The sequence below is a fragment of the Pseudomonas sp. PKS genome (assembly GCF_051913525.1).
In the GTDB taxonomy this organism is placed as follows: domain Bacteria; phylum Pseudomonadota; class Gammaproteobacteria; order Pseudomonadales; family Pseudomonadaceae; genus Aquipseudomonas; species Aquipseudomonas guariconensis_D.
Genome location: NZ_JBEGDO010000013.1, coordinates 127,960 through 147,902 on the forward strand (window position 1 = coordinate 127,960; position 19,943 = coordinate 147,902).

The 19,943-nt window shown below is 62.4% G+C and carries 20 protein-coding genes; 15 read left to right on the forward strand and 5 right to left on the reverse strand.

All coding sequences use genetic code 11. From position 1 onward, the window contains the following. Positions 1–93: 93 nt before the first annotated feature. Positions 94–981 (reverse strand): tRNA glutamyl-Q(34) synthetase GluQRS, encoded by an 888-nt coding sequence (gene gluQRS, locus ABOA88_RS15130; RefSeq protein ID WP_196170113.1) that lies wholly within the window; start codon positions 979–981, stop codon positions 94–96. Between the two features lie 63 nt (positions 982–1,044). After that, entirely contained in the window at positions 1,045–1,491 is a 447-nt protein-coding gene (gene dksA / locus ABOA88_RS15135; protein WP_070092263.1) for an RNA polymerase-binding protein DksA, read from the reverse strand. A gap of 211 nt (positions 1,492–1,702) precedes the next feature. Between dksA and ABOA88_RS15140 the strand changes: the two genes are divergently transcribed. Together ABOA88_RS15140 and sfsA are read left to right on the forward strand one after the other, a co-directional pair. Beyond that, positions 1,703–2,875, forward strand: a complete 1,173-nt coding sequence (locus tag ABOA88_RS15140; protein WP_367851754.1) for a pyridoxal phosphate-dependent aminotransferase — start codon at positions 1,703–1,705, stop codon at positions 2,873–2,875. Next, a complete protein-coding gene (sfsA, locus tag ABOA88_RS15145) occupies positions 2,875–3,588 on the forward strand; it encodes a DNA/RNA nuclease SfsA (RefSeq protein WP_367851753.1) in 714 nt (237 codons plus the stop codon). The genes ABOA88_RS15140 and sfsA overlap by 1 nt, the downstream gene beginning before the upstream one ends. On the opposite strand, the gene ABOA88_RS15150 is transcribed toward sfsA, so the two are convergent. Next, the gene (locus tag ABOA88_RS15150) at positions 3,578–3,895 is read right to left on the reverse strand and encodes a Rieske (2Fe-2S) protein (RefSeq protein WP_337159731.1); all 318 of its coding nucleotides are present in this window, start codon (positions 3,893–3,895) and stop codon (positions 3,578–3,580) included. The genes sfsA and ABOA88_RS15150 overlap by 11 nt on opposite strands. Positions 3,896–4,047: 152 nt before the next feature. Here ABOA88_RS15150 and ABOA88_RS15155 point away from each other — a divergent pair, with 152 nt between their 5' ends. The 4 genes from ABOA88_RS15155 to ABOA88_RS15170 are packed head-to-tail and all read left to right on the forward strand — an operon-like array spanning position 4,048 to position 7,624. After that, positions 4,048–4,923 (forward strand): heme/hemin ABC transporter substrate-binding protein, encoded by an 876-nt coding sequence (locus ABOA88_RS15155; RefSeq protein WP_367851752.1) that lies wholly within the window; start codon positions 4,048–4,050, stop codon positions 4,921–4,923. A gap of 50 nt (positions 4,924–4,973) precedes the next feature. After that, a complete protein-coding gene (locus ABOA88_RS15160) occupies positions 4,974–5,957 on the forward strand; it encodes a FecCD family ABC transporter permease (RefSeq protein WP_367851783.1) in 984 nt (327 codons plus the stop codon). Continuing rightward, positions 5,957–6,724: a heme ABC transporter ATP-binding protein gene (locus ABOA88_RS15165; RefSeq protein ID WP_367851751.1), complete on the forward strand. Its 768-nt coding sequence runs from the start codon at positions 5,957–5,959 to the stop codon at positions 6,722–6,724. The genes ABOA88_RS15160 and ABOA88_RS15165 overlap by 1 nt, the downstream gene beginning before the upstream one ends. A 12-nt stretch (positions 6,725–6,736) precedes the next feature. After that, positions 6,737–7,624, forward strand: coding sequence for a ChaN family lipoprotein (locus ABOA88_RS15170; RefSeq protein ID WP_196170107.1), 888 nt, complete (start codon positions 6,737–6,739; stop codon positions 7,622–7,624). 183 nt (positions 7,625–7,807) lie between these two features. Here ABOA88_RS15170 and ABOA88_RS15175 read toward each other — a convergent pair whose 3' ends face one another. Then, positions 7,808–8,086, reverse strand: a complete 279-nt coding sequence (locus ABOA88_RS15175; RefSeq protein ID WP_043210034.1) for a TfoX/Sxy family protein — start codon at positions 8,084–8,086, stop codon at positions 7,808–7,810. A 225-nt stretch (positions 8,087–8,311) separates the two neighbouring features. Next, complete coding sequence (locus ABOA88_RS15180; RefSeq protein ID WP_367851750.1) at positions 8,312–9,874, reverse strand: AAA family ATPase; 1,563 nt, start codon at positions 9,872–9,874, stop codon at positions 8,312–8,314. 153 nt (positions 9,875–10,027) lie between these two features. On the opposite strand from ABOA88_RS15180, the gene mrcB reads away from it, so the two are divergent. The 9 genes from mrcB to msrQ all read left to right on the forward strand — a co-directional run bounded on the left by mrcB (position 10,028) and on the right by msrQ (position 19,885). Beyond that, complete coding sequence (mrcB, locus tag ABOA88_RS15185) at positions 10,028–12,349, forward strand: penicillin-binding protein 1B (protein WP_367851749.1); 2,322 nt, start codon at positions 10,028–10,030, stop codon at positions 12,347–12,349. A gap of 25 nt (positions 12,350–12,374) precedes the next feature. After that, a complete protein-coding gene (locus tag ABOA88_RS15190) occupies positions 12,375–13,151 on the forward strand; it encodes a tetratricopeptide repeat protein (RefSeq protein ID WP_367851748.1) in 777 nt (258 codons plus the stop codon). Next, complete coding sequence (locus tag ABOA88_RS15195) at positions 13,148–13,480, forward strand: YqcC family protein (protein ID WP_070576444.1); 333 nt, start codon at positions 13,148–13,150, stop codon at positions 13,478–13,480. The genes ABOA88_RS15190 and ABOA88_RS15195 overlap by 4 nt, the downstream gene beginning before the upstream one ends. 408 nt (positions 13,481–13,888) lie before the next feature. Further along, positions 13,889–15,613: an acetolactate synthase 3 large subunit gene (locus ABOA88_RS15200; RefSeq protein WP_367851747.1), complete on the forward strand. Its 1,725-nt coding sequence runs from the start codon at positions 13,889–13,891 to the stop codon at positions 15,611–15,613. A 1-nt stretch (position 15,614) separates the two neighbouring features. Continuing rightward, positions 15,615–16,106, forward strand: coding sequence for an acetolactate synthase small subunit (ilvN, locus tag ABOA88_RS15205; RefSeq protein ID WP_003250040.1), 492 nt, complete (start codon positions 15,615–15,617; stop codon positions 16,104–16,106). Between the two features lie 58 nt (positions 16,107–16,164). After that, positions 16,165–17,181 carry a ketol-acid reductoisomerase gene (gene ilvC, locus ABOA88_RS15210; protein ID WP_043215774.1) on the forward strand — a complete coding sequence of 339 codons (1,017 nt, stop codon included), beginning with the start codon at positions 16,165–16,167 and terminating at the stop codon, positions 17,179–17,181. Between the two features lie 153 nt (positions 17,182–17,334). Beyond that, a complete protein-coding gene (gene pssA / locus ABOA88_RS15215; protein WP_043215775.1) occupies positions 17,335–18,186 on the forward strand; it encodes a CDP-diacylglycerol--serine O-phosphatidyltransferase in 852 nt (283 codons plus the stop codon). A 77-nt stretch (positions 18,187–18,263) separates the two neighbouring features. Continuing rightward, positions 18,264–19,277 carry a protein-methionine-sulfoxide reductase catalytic subunit MsrP gene (gene msrP, locus ABOA88_RS15220; protein ID WP_196170103.1) on the forward strand — a complete coding sequence of 338 codons (1,014 nt, stop codon included), beginning with the start codon at positions 18,264–18,266 and terminating at the stop codon, positions 19,275–19,277. Then, on the forward strand, positions 19,277–19,885 hold the full coding sequence (gene msrQ, locus ABOA88_RS15225; RefSeq protein ID WP_367851746.1) for a protein-methionine-sulfoxide reductase heme-binding subunit MsrQ: 609 nt from the start codon (positions 19,277–19,279) through the stop codon (positions 19,883–19,885). The genes msrP and msrQ overlap by 1 nt, the downstream gene beginning before the upstream one ends. The last annotated feature ends 58 nt before the right edge of the window (positions 19,886–19,943 follow it).

The window sequence follows — 19,943 nt, forward strand, 5'->3', positions numbered from 1 at the left end:
ATGCTAGCGGGATTCATCCTCGCTCGGCAACAATTTGAATTTATTGGGTTTTTGCGCCGCTGTTGTTAAAGCGGGCCTGCGCGAATGCCTGATTCAGTGCAGGTCAGCCTCCGGCACCGTCAACTGGTGGGCAATCGCCTCGGGGCGCCACTGCTGCCGTGCGATCGACAGCACCTCGGCGGGGCTGGCGCTCTCCATCCCGGGCTCAGTGGCCTGGCCCAGGGCTCGCAGGGCGCGCAACAACAAGGGGGTGGCCTGGTCGGCCGCCAGTGGCGGAGAGCGATAGGATTTGCCCAGCTTGTGGCCGTCCGGCTGGGTGATCAGCGGGATGTGCAGGTAGCGTGGCTGGGAGAAGCCCAGTAGTTCCTGCAGGTAGAGCTGGCGCGGCGTGTTGTCCAGCAGGTCGGCGCCTCGCACGATATCGGTGACGCCTTGCCAGGCATCGTCCAGCACCACCGCCAATTGGTAGGCGTAGAGCCCGTCCCGGCGCTGGATGACGAAATCGCCCACCTCACGTCCCAGGTGTTGCTCGAACCCCCCTTGGACGCGATCGGTGAAGCGGTAGATCAATTCCGGCACCCGCAGGCGGATCGCCGCGCCTTCGCGGGCATGTCCGGCGTTTCGGCACAGCCCCGGATACACCCCGCCATAACCTTCCAGCTGTTTGCGCGAGCACGTGCAGGCATAGGCCAGGCCCATGCGCAACAGACGCTCGACCACCTCGGCGTAGGCTTCGTGGCGCTGGCTTTGGTAGACGACTTCGCCGTCCCATTCCAGGCCGTAACGCTCCAGGGTCTGCAGGATGGCATCCCGGGCACCGGGCATTTCCCGAGGCGGGTCGGTGTCCTCCATGCGCAACAACCAGCGCCCGCCAACCGCGCGGGCATCGAGCCAGGAGGCGAGCGCCGCGACGAGCGATCCGAAGTGCAGAAATCCGCTGGGGGTGGGGGCGAAGCGCCCGATGTAGCTGGAGTCGTTCATGGGTTTGCAGGCTATATAAATGAAACGGGGCGCCTCGAGCGCCCCGTTCAGGTGGGAATCAGGTCAGGCCTTGCCGACCTGCTTTTCCTTCTTCTCTGCCAGTTCCTTGCAGTCGAAGCACAGGTCGGCGGTTGGGCGCGCCTCCAAGCGACGCAGGCCGATCTCGACGCCGCAGGCTTCGCACCAGCCGTACTCTTCGTCCTGGATCGATTGCAGGGTCTTGTCGATCTTCTTGATCAGCTTGCGTTCACGATCCCGGTTGCGCAGTTCCAGGGCGAATTCTTCTTCCTGGCTGGCACGGTCGGCAGGGTCTGGGAAGTTGGCTGCTTCATCCTTCATGTGGTCTACGGTCCGATCCACACTGGTCATCAGCTCTTGCTTCCAGGCACTGAGGAGTTTGGTGAAATGCTTGCGCATGGGTTCACCCATGTACTCTTCGCCCGGCGTTTCCTTATAGGGTTCGACACCGTACATGGACTGACCGGCTTTTTGCTTTTCTACGGTGGACATGAATAGACCGCCTCTCACTCATCTGATCCAATGCGCAGGCTGCTCCATCTCCGGCACCCGCCGGCCCTGCGACTGCGAGCCGCCGAACTTACCAGATAGATCGGGGGTGCGCTACCCCGCCCGATCCTAGGAGTTGACAGCGGCGCGAGCCGCACGTTCGATGCGGCGCAGGGGTAGAATCACCAGTTTAGACCCAATTGAGAGAAGGCCCATGGCTCAGCCCCACAGTGCGCGTAGTCGCGCTATCGAACCCTTCCACGTCATGGCATTGCTGGCACGCGCCAACGAGTTGCAGGCGGCTGGCCATGACGTCATCCACCTGGAGATCGGCGAGCCGGACTTCACCACCGCCGAGCCCATTGTGGCGGCAGGCCAGGCGGCGCTGGCCGCTGGCCACACGCGCTATACCGCGGCACGTGGCCTGCCGGCTCTACGCGAGGCAATCGCAGGTTTCTACGACCAGCGCTACGGGGTCAGTGTCGACCCTGAGCGGATCCTCATCACGCCCGGCGGCTCCGGTGCCTTGCTGCTGGCCAGCAGCCTGTTGGTCGATCCAGGCAAGCACTGGCTGCTGGCCGACCCCGGCTACCCGTGCAACCGCCATTTCCTGCGGCTGGTCGAAGGCGGGGCGCAACTGGTGCCGGTAGGGCCGGAGGTCAACTACCAATTGACGGCCGACCTGGTCGATCGCTACTGGGACAAGGACACTGTCGGTGCCTTGGTGGCCTCGCCCGCCAACCCTACGGGCACGGTGCTCGACCGTGACGAGCTGGCCAGCCTGTCCAAGGCCACCCGTGAGCGCCACGGGCATCTGGTGGTGGACGAGATCTATCACGGTCTCACCTACGGCATGGATGCACCGAGCGTGCTGGAAGTGGACGACCAGGCATTCGTCCTGAATAGTTTTTCCAAGTATTTCGGTATGACCGGCTGGCGGCTCGGTTGGCTGGTTGCGCCGCCCAGCGCGGTGAAGGACCTGGAGAAGCTGGCGCAGAACCTCTACATCAGCGCGCCGAGCATGGCCCAGCATGCCGCGCTGGCCTGCTTCGAACCCCAGACCCTGGCCATCCTCGAAGAACGTCGCGCCGAGTTCGCTCGCCGCCGGGACTTCCTGCTACCGGCCTTGCGTGAGCTGGGCTTTGGCATTGCCGTGGAGCCGCAGGGCGCCTTCTATCTGTATGCCGACATCAGTGCCTTTGGCGGTGATGCCTTCGCCTTCTGCCAGCACTTCCTGGAAACCGAGCACCTGGCCTTCACGCCGGGCCTGGATTTTGGCCGTCACCAGGCTGGCCATCATGTGCGCTTCGCCTACACCCAGAGCCTGCCGCGTCTGGAAGAAGCCGTGCAGCGCATCGCCCGTGGCCTGAAGAGCTGGCAAGGCTGATGTTGTTCTTTCCTGCACTCGAACAGGCGCGCTTGTTGCGCCGGTACAAACGGTTCCTGGCTGACATTGAGTTGGCCAACGGCGAGCAACTGACCATCCATTGTCCCAACACCGGCTCCATGCTCAATTGCATGCGCGAAGGCGGGCAGGTCTGGTTCAGTCGCTCCAACGACCCCAAGCGCAAGCTGCCGGGTACCTGGGAGATCAGCGAAACGCCCCAGGGGCGCCTGGCCTGCGTCAACACCGGGCGTGCCAATGCCCTGGTAGAGGAAGCGCTGCGGGCCGGACGCATCACTGAGCTCGCCGGGTTCACGGCGCTCAAGCGCGAAGTGGCCTATGGCGAGGAGGGCAGCCGGGTGGACTTTCGCCTGGAGTTCGCCGAAGGGCCGGCCTATGTGGAGGTCAAGAGCGTGACCCTGGGCTACCCGGACACGCCGGTCGCAGCCTTCCCCGACGCGGTGACCCAGCGCGGCGCCAAGCACCTGCGCGAGCTGGCCGCCTTGGCGCGCCAGGGGATTCGTGCCGTGCAGCTGTATTGCGTCAACCTGACCGGTGTCGAGGCGGTGCGCCCGGCCGAGGAGATTGACGCGGCCTATGCCCAGGCCCTGCGCACAGCAGTGGCCGATGGCGTTGAGGTGCTGGCTTACGGCACGCGCCTGGACGCCGAACAGATTGTCATCGACCGGCCATTGCCGGTGCTGCTCACGCCTTGAGCCAGATGCCCTGGCTGTCTTCCAGGCAGTCCAGGGCCTGCAACTGCTCGCCCTCGCAGGGGCCGGCCACGCATTCGCCGCTTTCGATCAAGAACAACGCCCCGTGATGGGCGCAGTGGATGAGGCTGGCACTCTCGTCGAGAAAGGCATCCGCCTCCCAGTTCAATGCGATGCCTCGATGGGGGCAGCGGTTGCGATAAAGGTAGACCTGACCCTGGCGGCGTACGCCGAACACCTGCTCGCCAGCTACGCTGAATGCGCGGCTGTGGCCTTCGGCGAGGTCGATGGATGCGCAAAGAAAATGCATTGCAGCGGACAGCTCGTGTGACAAAGGGATGGCTTGACGCCTCAATGCGAACAATTATCAAATTGCCCTCAGTCGCTGCGCCAGGCTGTCTATGGTGCGCAGTTCCGTCGCTCGCTACAAGGCGCGCGGCCCGCCTTCTGCAAAGGAAAACGATGATGCGTCGTCCCGCTGCCCTGATCGTCCTGTGCGCAGGTCTTGTGCTTGCCACCCAGGCATTGACCGCCGAACTCCCGCAGCGCTGGGTCAGTGCCGGCGGTGCCCTGAGCGAATGGATCAGCGCCCTGGGCGGCGAGCAGCGGCTGGTGGGGGTAGATACCACCAGCCAGCATCCTGAGTCGCTCAAGTCGCTGCCCAGTATTGGCTACCAACGGCAATTGTCCGCCGAAGGGATTCTCAGCCTGCGCCCGGATGTCCTGGTCGGCACCGAGGAGATGGGGCCGCCGCCAGTGCTGGCGCAGGTGCGCAAGGCCGGAGTGCGGGTGGAGCTGTTCTCCAGCAAGGCCGAGTTGGGCGCCGTGGACGATAACCTCCTACGCCTGGGCCGCCTGCTGGGTACCGAGCAGAAAGCCGCCGCACTGACCGCCGATTACCACCAGCAACTCGATGCGCTGCAGGGCAGGGTCAAACAGGCCCAGGCGAGCCAGAAGGCGCCAGGTGTGTTGCTGCTGGTCGGGCACGCAGGTGCCAAGCCCTTGATCGCAGGCCAAGGTACGTCAGGAGACTGGCTGTTGCGCCAGGCCGGTGCGCGTAACCTGGCCGACCATTCGGGTTACAAGAACTTCTCCGTGGAAGCGCTGGCGGCGCTGGATCCGGATGTGCTGGTGTTCTCCGACCGCACTCTCGATGGCGAGCAGGCGTTGCAGGCCTTGCTCAAGGAGAACCCGGCGTTGGCCGCATCCCGGGCGGTGCGTGAGCAGCGAGTGATAGCGCTGGACCCTACCTTGCTGGTCGGTGGTCTTGGCCCGCGCTTGCCGGCCACCTTGAACACGCTGGCCTTGGCCTTCTACCCGGCGGCCAAGGCTCAATGAGACGTCGTGTTCAACCCCGTACGCTGTTTGCCTGTCTGACCTTGCTGTGCCTGCTGGCGATCTGGTTGTCGCTGGCGCTTGGGCCGGTGAGTCTTGCGCTGTTCGACACCTTGCGTGCTGGCCTGCGGCTGCTGGGTGTGCCGGTTCGTGCCGAGGGGCTGGAGCAGGCGCAGATGATTCTTGGCCAGATCCGCTTGCCGCGAACCTTGTTGGGGCTGGCGGTCGGCGCGGTGCTGGCGTTGTCCGGCGTGACGATGCAGGGGCTGTTTCGCAATCCCCTGGCAGATCCAGGGCTGGTCGGTGTGGCCAGTGGGGCGGCGTTGGGCGCGGCGGTGGCGATTGTCGGCGGTAGCTGGCTGGGCGGAATTCCGGAGTGGTTCTCGCCTTACCTGTTGTCCGTCAGTGCCTTCGTGGGCGGCCTCGGTGTGACCGCTCTGGTCTATCGCCTGGGCCGGCGCGACGGGCGGACCAGCGTCGCCACCATGCTGCTCGCGGGCATCGCCCTGACCGCGTTGGCCGGTTCGGCTGTCGGCTTGTTCACTTATCTGGCCGATGACGCCACGCTGCGTACCTTGACCTTCTGGAACCTGGGCAGCCTCAACGGCGCCAGCTACGAGCGCCTGTGGCCTTTGCTGCTAGTGACGGGCGCAGTGGCCTTGTGGTTGCCCCGCCGCGCACAGGCGCTCAATGCCCTGTTGCTGGGCGAGTCGGAGGCCCGGCATCTGGGCATCGAAGTGGAGGCGCTCAAGCGCGAACTGGTGTTCTGTACCGCCCTGGGCGTGGGCGCTGCGGTGGCCGCTGCGGGGCTGATCGGTTTTATCGGGTTGGTGGTGCCACACCTGGTGCGGTTGCTGGCAGGCCCGGATCATCGGGTGCTGCTGCCAGCCTCGTTACTCGCCGGGGGAGCCTTGCTCCTGTTCGCCGATCTGGTGGCACGGCTGGCGCTGGCACCGGCGGAACTGCCGATCGGTATCGTCACGGCGCTCATCGGTGCGCCGTTCTTCTTGTTCTTGCTGGTACGGGGACGCAGCTGATGTTGGAAGCCCAAGGGGTGCGCCTGCGGCGCGGAACCCAGGAAGTGCTGCAGGGGATCGATCTGCAAGTGCGCCCAGGGCAGGTCCTGGGTGTGTTGGGCCCCAATGGCGCGGGCAAGAGCAGCCTGTTGAGCGTGCTGTGCGGCGAACTGGCCCCCAGCCAGGGACGAGTCCGTTTGCTTGGGCGCGCGCTGGCGGACTGGCCCGGCCAGGCGCGCGCGCGTCATTTGGCGGTACTGCCGCAGGTCTCCACCCTCGGGTTTGCATTTGGTGTCGAGGAAGTGGTTGGTCTTGGTCGATTGCCTCACGCCAGCGGTCAGCAACGCGACCGGGAGATCGTTCAGGCGGCGTTGGGCGCGGCCGACGCCCTGCACTTGGTCGATCGCAGCTATCTGGCGCTGTCCGGCGGCGAGCGCCAGCGGGTGCACCTGGCCCGGGTGCTGGCGCAGTTGTGGCCGGGGGAGGAGGGCGTGACGCTGCTGTTGGACGAGCCTACCTCGATGCTCGACCCCTTGCACCAGCACACCACCTTGCAAGCGGTGCGGCGTTTTGCCGACCAAGGCGCGGCGGTGATGGTGATTCTGCACGACCTCAATCTCGCCGCGCGCTACTGTGACCAGATCCTGTTGCTGGAGCAGGGACGCTGTCATGCGTTGGGCGCCCCGCACCAGGTCCTGACGCCTGACGCGCTCAAGGCGGTATTTGGAATCGATGTGCTGGTGCAGCCGCACCCGGAGCTTGGTCATCCGCTGATCATCACCCGCTAGGAGGCCTTGCCCATGCGCCATCCCGTGTTGTCTGGCCTTTCTATCCTGCTGGCTTTGGTGCTGTCTGGCTGTCAGGCCAGCCTGCCCGACTTGCCGGCGTGGCAGGCCAGCGAAGGGCGCGACAGCGCGCAACTGGGGCAAATTCGCGACTTGGCCAGTGGTGAGCGGCTCACGCCAGAGCAGCTTGTTGCGCACCTGGCACCGGCGACGCGGGTGCTGGTGGGAGAGAAGCACGACAATCCGGATCATCACGCTTTGCAGCTTTGGTTGTTGCAAGCCTTGGAGGCCCGTCGCTCCCAGGGCAGCGTGTTGCTGGAGATGCTGCAGCCTTCGCAGCAACCCCTGATCGATGCCGTGCAAGGACAGGCGGCAATGCCCGAGGATTTGCCCAAAGCCCTGGCCTGGCAGGACGGCTGGGACTGGCAATGGTATGGGCCGATCGTGCGGGAGACTTTGCACCGGAGGATTGCGTTGCTGGCGGCCAATTTATCGCCGGAGGAGTTGCGTCAGGCTTATCGTGATGCCCCGTTGTTGCAGGGGCCGCGCTCGAACGCACCTACGGTCAAGGCCGCGCTGCTCGACCAAGTGCGCGCCGGGCACTGTGGATTGCTGCCGGAAAACCAGCTTCCGGCCATGCTTGCCGTACAGCAGCAACGCGACCGACGCATCGCCGAGCGCGTGCTGGCTGCGCCACAACCGGCCCTGTTGCTGACTGGCAGCTACCATGCGCGCAAGGACTTGGGTGTGCCACTGCACCTGGATGATCTGGGCGCAAAGGGTGAATCCAAAGTGTTGTTGCTGGTGGAGGTGGGCGAAAAAGTCGAGCCGGGCATGGCCGACTACGTCTGGTACACGGCCGCCTTGCCTGAGCAGGACTACTGCGCCCAACTGCGTCGTTGATCGGACCTGGGTTTCGCAGGCAAAAAAAGACCCGGCAGAGTGCCGGGTCAATAACCGTGATTAGCCTGATGAGGAGATAATCTGAGCGTCCGAACCAGGGACTTTTCAGGTTATCCAACCAGTCTCGCGACCAGTTGTGATAATCATAACGATTCTCATTTGTGGGTCAATCCCCCCTCTCGCTTATTTTGATTTTTTTTGCACAGGGCTTTTGGCGTCCAACTGTTCATCGAGCGCCTGTTTACGCTCGACCGGTAAATCGTTCCAGTGCATGTCCAGCAGTGCCGCCTCAATGGAGTACAACAACACCTTCGATGCCCGGAACCCCCGCGACTTCACAGCCTGATAGGCGCCTACCGCGCCCAGGCGGCGCAAGTCCGATGCACTGTGGATGCCGACGGCATGGAGCCATTGCGCGGAGGTCTTGCCAAGATTTCTCAGATGCTGCAATTCATCGTTCATCGGGCCTCCTTGCGATGGCTGAACGAGGTCTTTGGGATAAATCGCGAGCAGGTTTCAGAGGAGTGTAGCGGGGGTTGGGAAATGCGCGGCCTTTTGCCATCGCCCCCCGACGAGGGCCAGCCTGAAAGCCGGGTGTTGGCATCCGTGGAAGCGGCGTTACCCGCAAAGAAGACGCCGCGATGGCATGCAAAAAAAGGGCTGCAAAAGCAGCCCTTCATGACTCGTTCAGATGCCCGGGAGGCGCTGGCGGATCTGCGCGATCAACTGGTCCATGCTGGCGCTTTCCTGAGTGTCCACCCGCTTGCAGTGGGGCAGTTCTTCGGCGCTCAGCGGTTCGCGGCTGGCTTGTTGGGCCTTGACCACTTCCAGGGTGGCATCGGAGGGGTCGTTGGCCTCGGTCTGGCGCTGGGCCAGCCAGCTGGCGATGACGGCGTCGGGCGCCTGGCAATCGAGGATCAGGAACGGAACGCCCGTTTCGTTGGCAACCTGTGCCGCAGCCTGGCGCTGAGCCAGCTTGAGGTAGGTGGCATCGAGCACCACCGGGAAGCCTGCACGCAGGATGATCGCCGCCAGCTCATGCAGGCGCTGATATGTGGCGCGGCTGGCCTCTTGGTCATAAATGCCGGCCTGCAGTTGGCCTGCGCTTTGTTGCTGTTGCTCGCCGAACAGGCGCTTGCGCTCGACATCCGAACGTACACGAATCGCGCCCAGGGCTTCGACCAGACGCATGGCTACGTGGCTCTTGCCCACGGCCGAGACGCCATGGGTGATGGCCAGCAGCCGCGATGGAATGGCGCTGTAGCTTTCGGCGAGGTTGGCATAGTTGCGGTAGGTGCGCAGGGTGGTGGCTCGCTGCACGCCATCGGCATCAGCCGGCATGCTGAACAGCGCGACCTTGGCGCGCACCAGGGCGCGGTAGGCCTTGTAGAAGTTGAGCAGTTCCAGGCCTTCGTAGTCGCCGGTCAGCTCCAGGTACTGGCTGATGAAGCGACGGGCCAAGCATTTCAGGCCGCGGTCCTCGAGGTCCATCGCCAGGAACGCGGTGTCGGCATAGACGTCGGTCAGGCGGAACGGCTCGTTGAATTCGATGCAGTCGAAGATCACCACCTTGCCGTCGATCAGCGTGGCATTGCCCAGGTGGATGTCGCCATGGCATTCGCGGATGAACCCCTGGGCCTTGCGCGCCTCGAGCAAGCCGTGAAGCCGCTCGAAGCTGCTGCGGGCCCACGCCTGAAGGTTATCCAGTTGTTGCAGGTCGGCCTTGTCGCTTAGAAACGGACGGATCTGCTCGAAGTTCTGCTCGACCGGTGCCATGACACTGTCAGGCGTGCCCAACGGATGGTCGACCGACACCTTGGGCGCCTGCAGGTGGAATTCGGCGATCTGGCGGGCCATCTGGTCGATGTGGCTGGCATTGAGTTCGCCATTGGCCTGCAAGGTACTGAGCATTTGGCCCTGGGGGAACTGGCGCATCTTCAAGGCGTACTCGATCGGTGTGCCGTCACCGCCTAGTTGCGGGGCCTCGGCGGTGCCTGTGATCGGCAGCACTTCAAGGTACAGGCCCTCGGTCAGGCGCTGGTTCAGGCGCAGCTCTTCGTTGCAGAAGTGACGGCGTTGGTCCAACTCGGTGAAATCCAGGAAGCCGAAGTTCATCGGCTTCTTGATCTTGTAGGCGTACTCGCCGGTCAGCAGCACCCAGGAGATATGCGTCTCGATGAGTTGGAACCCGTCCACCGGGTGGGCATAGAGGGCGGGGTTCTGCAGCGCGCTGATCAGGGCTTGGCTCACGGGCAATCCTTCTGGGATAGGGAATTCGAAAGCGCCATTATGGTCAATGGTGCCGTCCCTGCAAACCGCTGGAAATCCTGGCGGATGAACGCGAGCTTTCCGTTTCGTCCCGCAGGCCACTAGCCTTTATCAAAGTGCGTATAATCCGCCGCCATGACTCGTACCCGAAACTCCCGTACCCCCAAGAAACGCCCGACCGGCCGCTCCCGCGCCTGGCTGGGCTGGGCGCTCAAGCTCAGCCTGGTCGGCCTGGTGGTGCTCGCCGGCTTCGCGGTTTATCTCGATGCTGTCGTCCAGGAGAAGTTCTCCGGCAAGCGTTGGACCATTCCGGCCAAGGTATACGCCCGTCCGCTGGAGCTGTTCGTCGGCCAGAAGCTGAGCCGCAACGACTTCCTCACAGAGCTCGATGCCCTCGGCTATCGCCGTGAGGCGGCCGCCAACGGCCCGGGCGCGGCGTCGGTCGACGGCAACACCGTCGACCTCAATACCCGAGGCTTCCAGTTCTACGAGGGCATGGAGCCGGCGCAGTTCGTGCGCGTGCGTTTCTCCGGCGATTACGTCGCCGGGCTGTCCGGTGCCAATGGTGGCAAGCTGGACGTGGTGCGTCTCGAACCGCTGATGATTGGCGGCATCTATCCTAAGAATCTCGAAGATCGGATCCTGATCAAGATCGACCAGGTCCCGCCTTATCTGCTGGAAACCCTCGTCGCGGTGGAAGACCGAGACTTCTATAGCCACCACGGTGTATCGCCCAAGTCCATTGCCCGTGCACTCTGGGTCAACACCTCCGCAGGCGCCATGCGCCAGGGCGGCAGTACTCTGACCCAGCAGTTGGTGAAGAACTTCTTCCTGACCAACGAGCGCAGCCTCAGCCGCAAGCTGAACGAGGCCATGATGGCCATGCTGCTGGAACTGCACTACGACAAGCGCGAGATCCTTGAGGCGTACCTCAATGAGGTATTCGTCGGCCAGGATGGGCAGCGTGCGGTGCACGGCTTCGGTCTGGCCAGCCAGTTCTTCTTCAGCCAACCGCTGCAGGAGCTCAAACTGCACCAGATCGCCTTGCTGGTGGGGATGGTCAAGGGGCCGTCCTATTACAACCCTCGCCGCTATCCCGAGCGTGCCCTCACGCGACGTAATCTGGTGCTCGACCTGCTCGCCGAGCAGGGCGTGGTCAGCCAGGACGTGGCCGAAGCGGCGAAAAAGATGCCGCTGGGCGTGACCAAGCGCGGCAGCCTGGCTGACAGTTCCTTCCCGGCCTTCCTCGACCTGGTCAAGCGCCAACTGCGCCAGGACTACCGCGACGAGGACTTGACCGAAGAAGGCCTGCGTATCTTCACCAGCTTCGATCCGATCCTGCAGATGAAGGCCGAGACGGCCATGAGCGAGACCTTCAAGCGCTTGGCCGGTCGCAAGGGCGCCGATGAGGTCGAGTCGGCGATGGTGGTGACTAATCCGGAAACCGGTGAGGTGCAGGCGCTGATCGGCAGCCGGCAGGCCGGCTTCGCCGGTTTCAACCGCGCCATCGACGCCGTGCGGCCGATCGGATCGCTGGTCAAGCCAGCGGTCTACCTGACCGCCCTGGAACAGCCCAGCAAGTACACCTTGACCAGTTGGGTGCAGGACGAGCCGTTCTCGGTCAAAGGTGCCGACGGCCAAGTCTGGCGCCCGCAAAACTACGATCGTCGCCCCCACGGCACCATCTACCTGTACCAAGGGCTGGCCAACTCCTACAACTTGTCCACCGCCAAGATCGGCCTGGAAGTGGGCGTGCCCAACGTGATCAAGACCATTGGCAGGCTGGGCGTGAAGGTCGATTGGCCGGCGTTCCCATCCATGCTGCTGGGCGCGGGCGGTATGTCGCCGATGCAGGTGGCGACCATGTACCAGACCATCGCCAATGGCGGTTTCAACACGCCGATGCGCGGTATCCGCAGTGTGCTCACCGCCGAAGGCGAGCCGCTCAAGCGCTACCCGTTCCAGATCCAGCAGACCTTCGATCCAGGTGCCATCTATCTGGTGCAGAACGGCATGCAGCGGGTGATGCGCGAGGGTACCGGTCGTTCGGTCTACAACGTGCTGCCCCGTTCGCTGACCCTGGCGGGCAAGACCGGTACCAGTAACGATTCGCGCGACAGTTGGTTCTCCGGCTTCAGCCAAGATTTGCTGGCGGTGGTCTGGCTGGGCCGCGACGACAACGGCAAGACGCCGTTCACCGGTGCCACGGGTGCCTTGCAGGTGTGGACCAGCTTCATGAAGAAAGCCGACCCGTTGCCGCTGGACATGCCGCAACCGGACAACGTGGTGCAGGCCTGGATCGACCCGTATAGCGGGCAGGGGTCGGACGGTAGCTGTCCGGGTGCGGTGCAGATGCCGTATATTCGTGGAAGTGAACCGCCTGCCGGTGCTGCCTGTGGTGGCCCGCAAGACCCAGTGGAATCCGTCATGGATTGGGTCAAGGGATGGATGAATTGAGCGCTAGCTTTGAAGAGGGTGTGAAGTGAACAAGTGGTTGTTTCCTGCCTTGACGGCGATTGCCGTGCTCCAGGGGTGCTCCAGCGTTCCGCGCGGCAATATCCCCGTGGTGGACTCGAGCACCCGGGTTTCGAACAGTGAGCGAATTGCGAGCAACCGTAATGTTGCCCGCCAGCCCAGCGGAGGCACCAGCCAGGCGCAGTCCCTGCCTGAGGACTCCGGTGTGACCGTGGTGATCCCACAGGGCGCTGGCGCAGCACCCATCCAGGCCTTCCCGGCCGGTACGGGCGCCGCGCCAATCAGCACTGGGCCGATCACCCCGGGTCCTGTCAGCAGCGGCCCTATCGCCACCAACCCCAACCCAATTGCCGACGAGCCGTTCGACATCGCCTCGATGAACAGCGCGTCCAGCACGCCTAGCGCTCCGACCGGTATCCCGCGCAGCAATGCCGCCGGCGGGCTGTCGGCTGATGAGCAGCTCGATGGTCCGGTGCTGGCGCTGCTGACCACCGCTCAGCAGCAACAGAGTGGTGGCGACTTCAACGGTGCCGCCTCGAGCCTGGAGCGTGCCCAGCGCATCGCCCCGCGCGAGCCGCAGGTACTGTTCCGCCTGGCCCAGGTGCGCCTGGCCCAGGGCGACTCGGCGCAGGCCGAGCAACTGGCGCGTCGTGCCTTGACCTACGCCAATGGACGTCCCGACCTACAGGCCGAACTGTGGAACACCATCGCCCAGGCCCGCGAGAAGCAAGGGGACAGCCAGGGCGCTGCATTGGCGCGGCAGAAGGCGCGGACTACCTCGTGATGGAGCAACGCATCCTCGATATTGCCGATCATCTGCTGTTGATCGAGCGCGAGTTGCAGGTCCAAGGCTGGTGGAGCGAACAGGAACCCAGCGCCGAAGCGCTCGCCAGCGTGGTGCCGTTCGCGGTGGACGTGATGACCTTCGAGCAGTGGCTGCAATGGATATTCCTGCCGCGCATGAAGCTCATCATCGAGCACGGTCACCCGCTGCCCAATGCCTCCGGCATTCTGGTCATGGCCGAAACGGTGTTTGTCGATCGCCCGGAGCAGAGCCGCGAGCTAAGACGTCTGCTGGCAGCGTTTGACCAATTGATCAGTCCTTCCGCCTGATTTCTTCTTTTTTTCCTATAAGGGCCGCAGATTGTGGCCCTTTTTCATGGAAATCTTTATTTTCCTGCTGCTGAGCTCCTTTTTCGTGGTGGCAGGAATTCATCCTGGGGAAAAATTGGCAATAATTTTTCTTGACTTGCGCGCGACGAATCAGAAGAATCCAGATTCCGCTGTAGAGGGACTGCCAGAAGCAGACCCGCTAAGCAGATCATGAGGCGCACACCCGCGCCGACTTGTAACACCCCGCAACGCGTTACCTCGCGCTGGGTGGGAACCCCCCGCAACACTCTGGGGCGCTCCCAATACTTGCTCAGTCAGTGCTGACGTTCGCTCATGCTCTGCTTGGCAGTAAACCTATTAAGACCCGTCCATTGAGGACGGTATTCTGGCGTTTTAGAGGTGAACAACGTGGAGCTTTTATCTGGCGCTGAGATGGTCGTCCGCTTCTTGCGTGACGAAGGCGTTAAGCACATCTATGGGTACCCTGGCGGTGCTCTCCTTCATGTTTACGACGCCCTGTTCAAGGAACCGGAGATCAACCACATCCTGGTTCGTCACGAGCAGGCTGCCACCCATATGGCGGACGGTTACGCCCGTGCCACCGGCAAGGCCGGCGTGGTGCTAGTGACTTCCGGCCCAGGCGCGACCAATGCCATCACCGGCATTGCCACTGCCTATATGGACTCGATTCCGATGGTCATCCTGTCCGGCCAGGTGCCTAGCACCATGGTAGGTACCGATGCCTTCCAGGAAACCGACATGATTGGTATTTCCCGGCCGATCGTGAAGCATAGCTTCATGGTCAAGCACGCCTCGGAAATTCCCGAAGTCCTGAAAAAAGCCTTCTACCTGGCGCAATCCGGCCGTCCCGGCCCGGTCGTGGTCGATATTCCAAAAGATATGACCAACCCGGCCGAGAAGTTCGAATACGTCTATCCCAAGAAGGTCAAGCTGCGCTCCTACAGCCCGGCTGTCCGCGGTCATTCCGGCCAGATCCGCAAAGCGGCCGAGATGCTCTTGGCAGCCAAGCGTCCGGTGGTCTATTCCGGCGGTGGCGTCATTCTTGGCGGCGGCTCCGAAGCCCTTACCGAGATTGCCAAGTCGTTGAATCTGCCAGTCACCAATACCCTGATGGGGCTGGGTGGCTTCCCGGGCACCGATCGTCAGTTCATCGGTATGCTCGGCATGCACGGCAGCTACACCGCCAACATGGCGATGCACAATGCAGACGTGATCTTCGCTGTCGGTGCGCGTTTCGACGACCGCGTGGTCAATGGCCCGGCCAAGTTCTGCCCGAACGCCAAGATCATTCACATCGACATCGACCCGGCGTCGATCTCCAAGATGATCAAGGCCGACGTGCCGATCGTGGGCCCGGTGGAAAGCGTGCTCACCGAGATGCTGGCCATCCTCAAGGAAATCGGCGAGCAGCCTGACAAGGCGGCACTCGATGCCTGGTGGAAGCAGATCGACGAGTGGCGCGGTGACCGCGGCCTGTTCCCTTACGACAAGGGCGACGGCAGCGTCATCAAGCCGCAGACCGTGATCGAAACCCTGTGCGAAGTGACCAAGGGCGATGCTTTCATCACCTCCGATGTCGGTCAGCACCAGATGTTCGCGGCGCAGTACTACCGCTTCAACAAGCCAAATCGTTGGGTCAACTCCGGCGGCCTGGGCACCATGGGCTTCGGCTTCCCGGCGGCGATGGGCATCAAGCTCAACTTCCCTGAACAGGACGTGGCCTGCGTGACCGGTGAAGGCAGTATCCAGATGAACATCCAGGAGCTGTCCACCTGCATGCAGTACGACCTGCCGGTGAAGATCGTCAACCTGAACAACGGTGTGTTGGGCATGGTTCGTCAATGGCAGGACATGGCCTACAGCGGCCGTCACTCGCACTCCTACGTGGAGTCGCTGCCTGACTTCGTCAAGCTGGTTGAGGCCTATGGCCATGTGGGTATCCGCATCACCAGCCTGAAGGACCTCAAGCCAAAACTGGAAGAGGCTTTCGCGATGAAGGACCGCCTGGTGTTCATCGACATCGCGGTCGACAGGACCGAGCACGTCTATCCAATGCAGATCAAGGACGGCTCGATGCGTGACATGTGGCTGAGCAAGACGGAGCGTACCTGATATGCGGCACATCATTTCCTTGCTGTTGGAAAACGAACCCGGTGCCTTGTCTCGCGTGGTCGGTCTGTTCTCCCAGCGTAACTACAACATCGAAAGCCTGACCGTGGCGCCGACCGAGGACCCGACTCTGTCGCGCCTGACCCTCACGACCGTTGGTCATGACGAAGTGATCGAGCAGATCACCAAGAACCTGAACAAGCTGGTCGAAGTGGTCAAACTCGTCGATCTGTCGGAAAGTGCTCACATCGAGCGCGAGCTGATGCTGGTCAAGGTCAAGGCCACCGGCGCCCAGCGCGCCGAGATCAAGCGCACCACGGATATCTTCCGTGGCCAGATCGTCGATGTCACCGCCAGCGTGTACACCGTGCAACTGAGCGGCACCAGCGATAAGCTGGACAGCTTCATCCAGGCTATTGGCACCGCGTCGATCCTGGAAACCGTGCGCAGCGGCGTTACCGGCATTGCCCGTGGCGACAAAGTGCTCAGTATCTGAATACGCATACAAGAATCAGTGATGGCTCCGTGGAGCCGAGATATAACAGGGGTATTTCATGAAAGTTTATTACGACAAAGACTGCGACCTTTCCATCATCCAGGGCAAGAAAGTCGCCATCATCGGTTACGGCTCCCAGGGTCACGCCCAGGCGTGCAACCTGAAGGACTCCGGTGTGGACGTTACCGTCGGTCTGCGTAAAGGTTCGGCCACCGTTGCCAAGGCAGAAGCCCATGGCCTGAAAGTCGCTGACGTTGCCACCGCCGTCGCCGCTGCCGACCTGGTCATGATCCTGACCCCGGACGAGTTCCAAGGCGCCCTGTACAAGAACGAAATCGAGCCGAACATCAAGAAGGGCGCTACCCTGGCCTTCTCCCATGGCTTCTCGATCCACTACAACCAAGTCGTTCCGCGTGCCGACCTCGACGTGATCATGATCGCGCCGAAGGCTCCGGGTCACACCGTTCGCTCCGAGTTCGTCAAGGGCGGCGGCATCCCTGACCTGATCGCCGTCTATCAAGACGCCTCTGGCAACGCCAAGAACGTTGCTCTGTCGTACGCCTCGGGCGTCGGCGGTGGCCGTACCGGCATCATCGAAACCACCTTCAAGGATGAGACCGAAACCGACCTGTTCGGTGAGCAGGCCGTTCTGTGCGGTGGTACCGTCGAGCTGGTCAAGGCCGGTTTCGAAACCCTGGTCGAAGCGGGCTACGCGCCGGAAATGGCCTACTTCGAGTGCCTGCACGAGCTGAAGCTGATCGTTGACCTCATGTACGAAGGCGGTATCGCCAACATGAACTACTCGATCTCCAACAACGCCGAGTACGGTGAGTACGTCACCGGTCCGGAAGTCATCAACGAAGAATCCCGCAAGGCCATGCGCAACGCTCTGAAGCGCATTCAGGACGGCGAGTACGCGAAGATGTTCATCTCCGAAGGCGCCACCAACTATCCATCGATGACCGCCAAGCGTCGTAACAACGCCGCTCACGGCATCGAAGTCATCGGTGAGCAACTGCGCTCCATGATGCCTTGGATCGCGGCCAACAAGATCGTCGATAAGACCAAGAACTAAGTCTTGCGTCGGTAACATGAAAAACGCGGCTTCGGCCGCGTTTTTTCGTTTACGTGGCCTGCTTCTGGTATAAAGCGACCAGTGGCTTGCCGTCAGAACCTGTTTCGCAGGCCCGTGTCGAACATTTTCCACCCCAGTTGCAAGGTACTTTTCATGAGCGAACGTCCCGAAGAGCCGAACAAGCCCTCCGACGCCGAAAGCCTGCTACCTGTCGATGAGCATATTGAAGAAGGACATGACGCCGAAGGGCGCAAGGTCCGTCACCGTGGCATCTACCTGCTACCCAACCTGTTCACGACCGCCAACCTGTTTGCCGGTTTCTATTCCATCGTCAGCTCCATCAGCGCCCACGGTTACCTAAGTGCGGGCGACCCGCGTGAAGCGAGCAAGTACTTCGCCTTCGCCGCGATCGCCATCTTCGTGGCCATGGTCCTCGATAGCCTCGATGGTCGTGTTGCACGCATGACCAACACCCAGAGTGCCTTCGGTGCCGAGTACGACTCGCTGTCGGACATGGCGGCCTTTGGCGTTGCGCCTGCCTTGCTGGCGTTCGTCTGGGCGCTGGGCGACATGGGCAAGGTCGGCTGGATGGTTGCCTTCATCTATGTCGCTGGCGCGGCATTGCGTCTGGCGCGCTTCAACACCCAGGTCGGCACCGCTGACAAGCGCTACTTCATCGGCCTGGCCAGCCCGGCTGCCGCCGGTGTGGTCGCCGGCACCGTATGGGCCTTCAGCGACTATGGCATCCAGGGCTCCAAGCTGTCGTTCCTGGTCGCCTTGCTGGTGGCGGCTGCCGGCATGCTGATGGTCAGCAACATCAAGTACAACAGCTTCAAGGAGCTGGACCTCAAGGGGCGTGTGCCCTTCGTGGCCATCCTGGCTGTGGTGCTGGTGTTCGCGGTGGTGTTCAGCGACCCGCCGCGAATCCTGCTGCTGATCTTCCTCGGCTACGCGATTTCCGGCCCTGTGCAGTACCTGCTGCGTGGCCGTCGCCGCAAAAGCTGACAAAGCGTTAATGTTGGAATAACCCTCCGGCTCCATAGTCTTACAGGTACATCCGTTGCCTGTGCTGTGGAGCCGTCATGCTTATCAAGTCTCCCAGATCGTCCGATTGCAAAGCGTCGGAGATCACCCCCGAAAGACTCTATCTTTCCAGGCGTACAGTGCTTGGGGCTTCCCTCGCAGGGCTGGCCCTTGGCGCGTTGCCGCGTGCGGGTTCGGCTGTCGAGGCGTCGCGCTATGCTGACGTCGCGCCTAGTGCCGCGCCCGGCTGGTTCACCGACAAGCTGGCAGCCACGCGCTGGCAGGCTGTGACGGTCAAGGACGAAGCGATCACGCCGTTCAAGGACGCCACTCACTACAACAACTTCTATGAATTCGGCCCCGACAAGGGGGATCCGGCGGCAAATGCCGGTGCGCTTAAGACCGAGCCCTGGAGCCTGGTGGTCGACGGTGAAGTGGCCAAGCCCGGTCGCTATGCCTTGGAAGACTTCGTCAAACCCTACCAGCTCGAAGAGCGCATCTACCGGTTGCGTTGTGTCGAGGCCTGGTCGATGGTCATTCCCTGGCTGGGTTTTCCATTGGCGCAGGTGCTCAAGCAGGTCGAGCCGAATTCCAAGGCGCGCTATGTACGTTTCGAGACGCTGCAGGATCCGCAGAGCATGCCTGGGCAGCGCTCTGGCTTTGCCTTGATCGACTGGCCCTATGTGGAGGGGCTGCGCCTGGACGAGGCGATGCATCCCTTGGCGATTCTGGCGGTAGGCATGTATGGCCGGGAGTTGGCCAATCAGAACGGCGCGCCGTTGCGCTTGGTAGTGCCATGGAAGTACGGGTTCAAGAGTATCAAGTCGATCGTGCGCATGAGCCTGGTGGCGGAGCGGCCGAGCACCACATGGGAGAGCCTGGCGCCTACGGAGTATGGCTTCTATGCCAACGTCAATCCGATGGTCGACCACCCGCGCTGGAGCCAGGCCAGGGAAAGGCGTTTGCCCAGCGGGCTCTTCAGTCCCAATGTGCGCGATACCCTGATGTTCAATGGCTACGCCGATGAAGTGGCGTCGCTGTATACGGGGCTCGATCTGCGGAAGAACTACTGATGCGTTATCCCTGGTTTCGCTTGGCCATTTTCCTGATGGGGTGTGCGCTTCCCGGGTGGTGGCTATATGAAGCGGCGATGAATCTGCTGGGGCCAGACCCTGGCAAGATCCTGGTGGATCGCCTGGGTCTTGGCGCGTTGACCTTCCTGCTGGTCACCTTGAGCATGACGCCGTTGCAGAGGCTTACAGGATGGCCCGGTTGGATCGTCGTGCGGCGGCAACTGGGATTGTGGTGCTTCGCTTACGTCGTCCTGCACATGGCTTCCTATATTGTCTTCATCCTCGGGTTGGACTGGGGGCAGTTGGGCGTCGAGTTGCGCAAGCGCCCTTACATCATCGTGGGAGCGCTGGGCTTTCTTGGCCTGCTGGCGCTGGCAGCGACGTCTAATCGTTACAGTCAGCGACGGCTCGGGGCGCGATGGAAGAAGTTGCACCGGTTGGCCTATGGGATTCTCGGCTTAGGATTGTTGCATTTCCTCTGGATCGTTCGCTCGGACCTGCAAGAGTGGGTGATATACGCGGCTGTCGGGGCAGTATTGATGATTGTGCGTATTCCGCCGGTGTGGCGGCGTGTCCCTCGTTTACTGGGACGGGGCAGGGCGGTTTGAAACTTTTTTGAAATAAGGGTTGACGGGGTTTTGAATCCCCTTATAATGCGCCCCACTT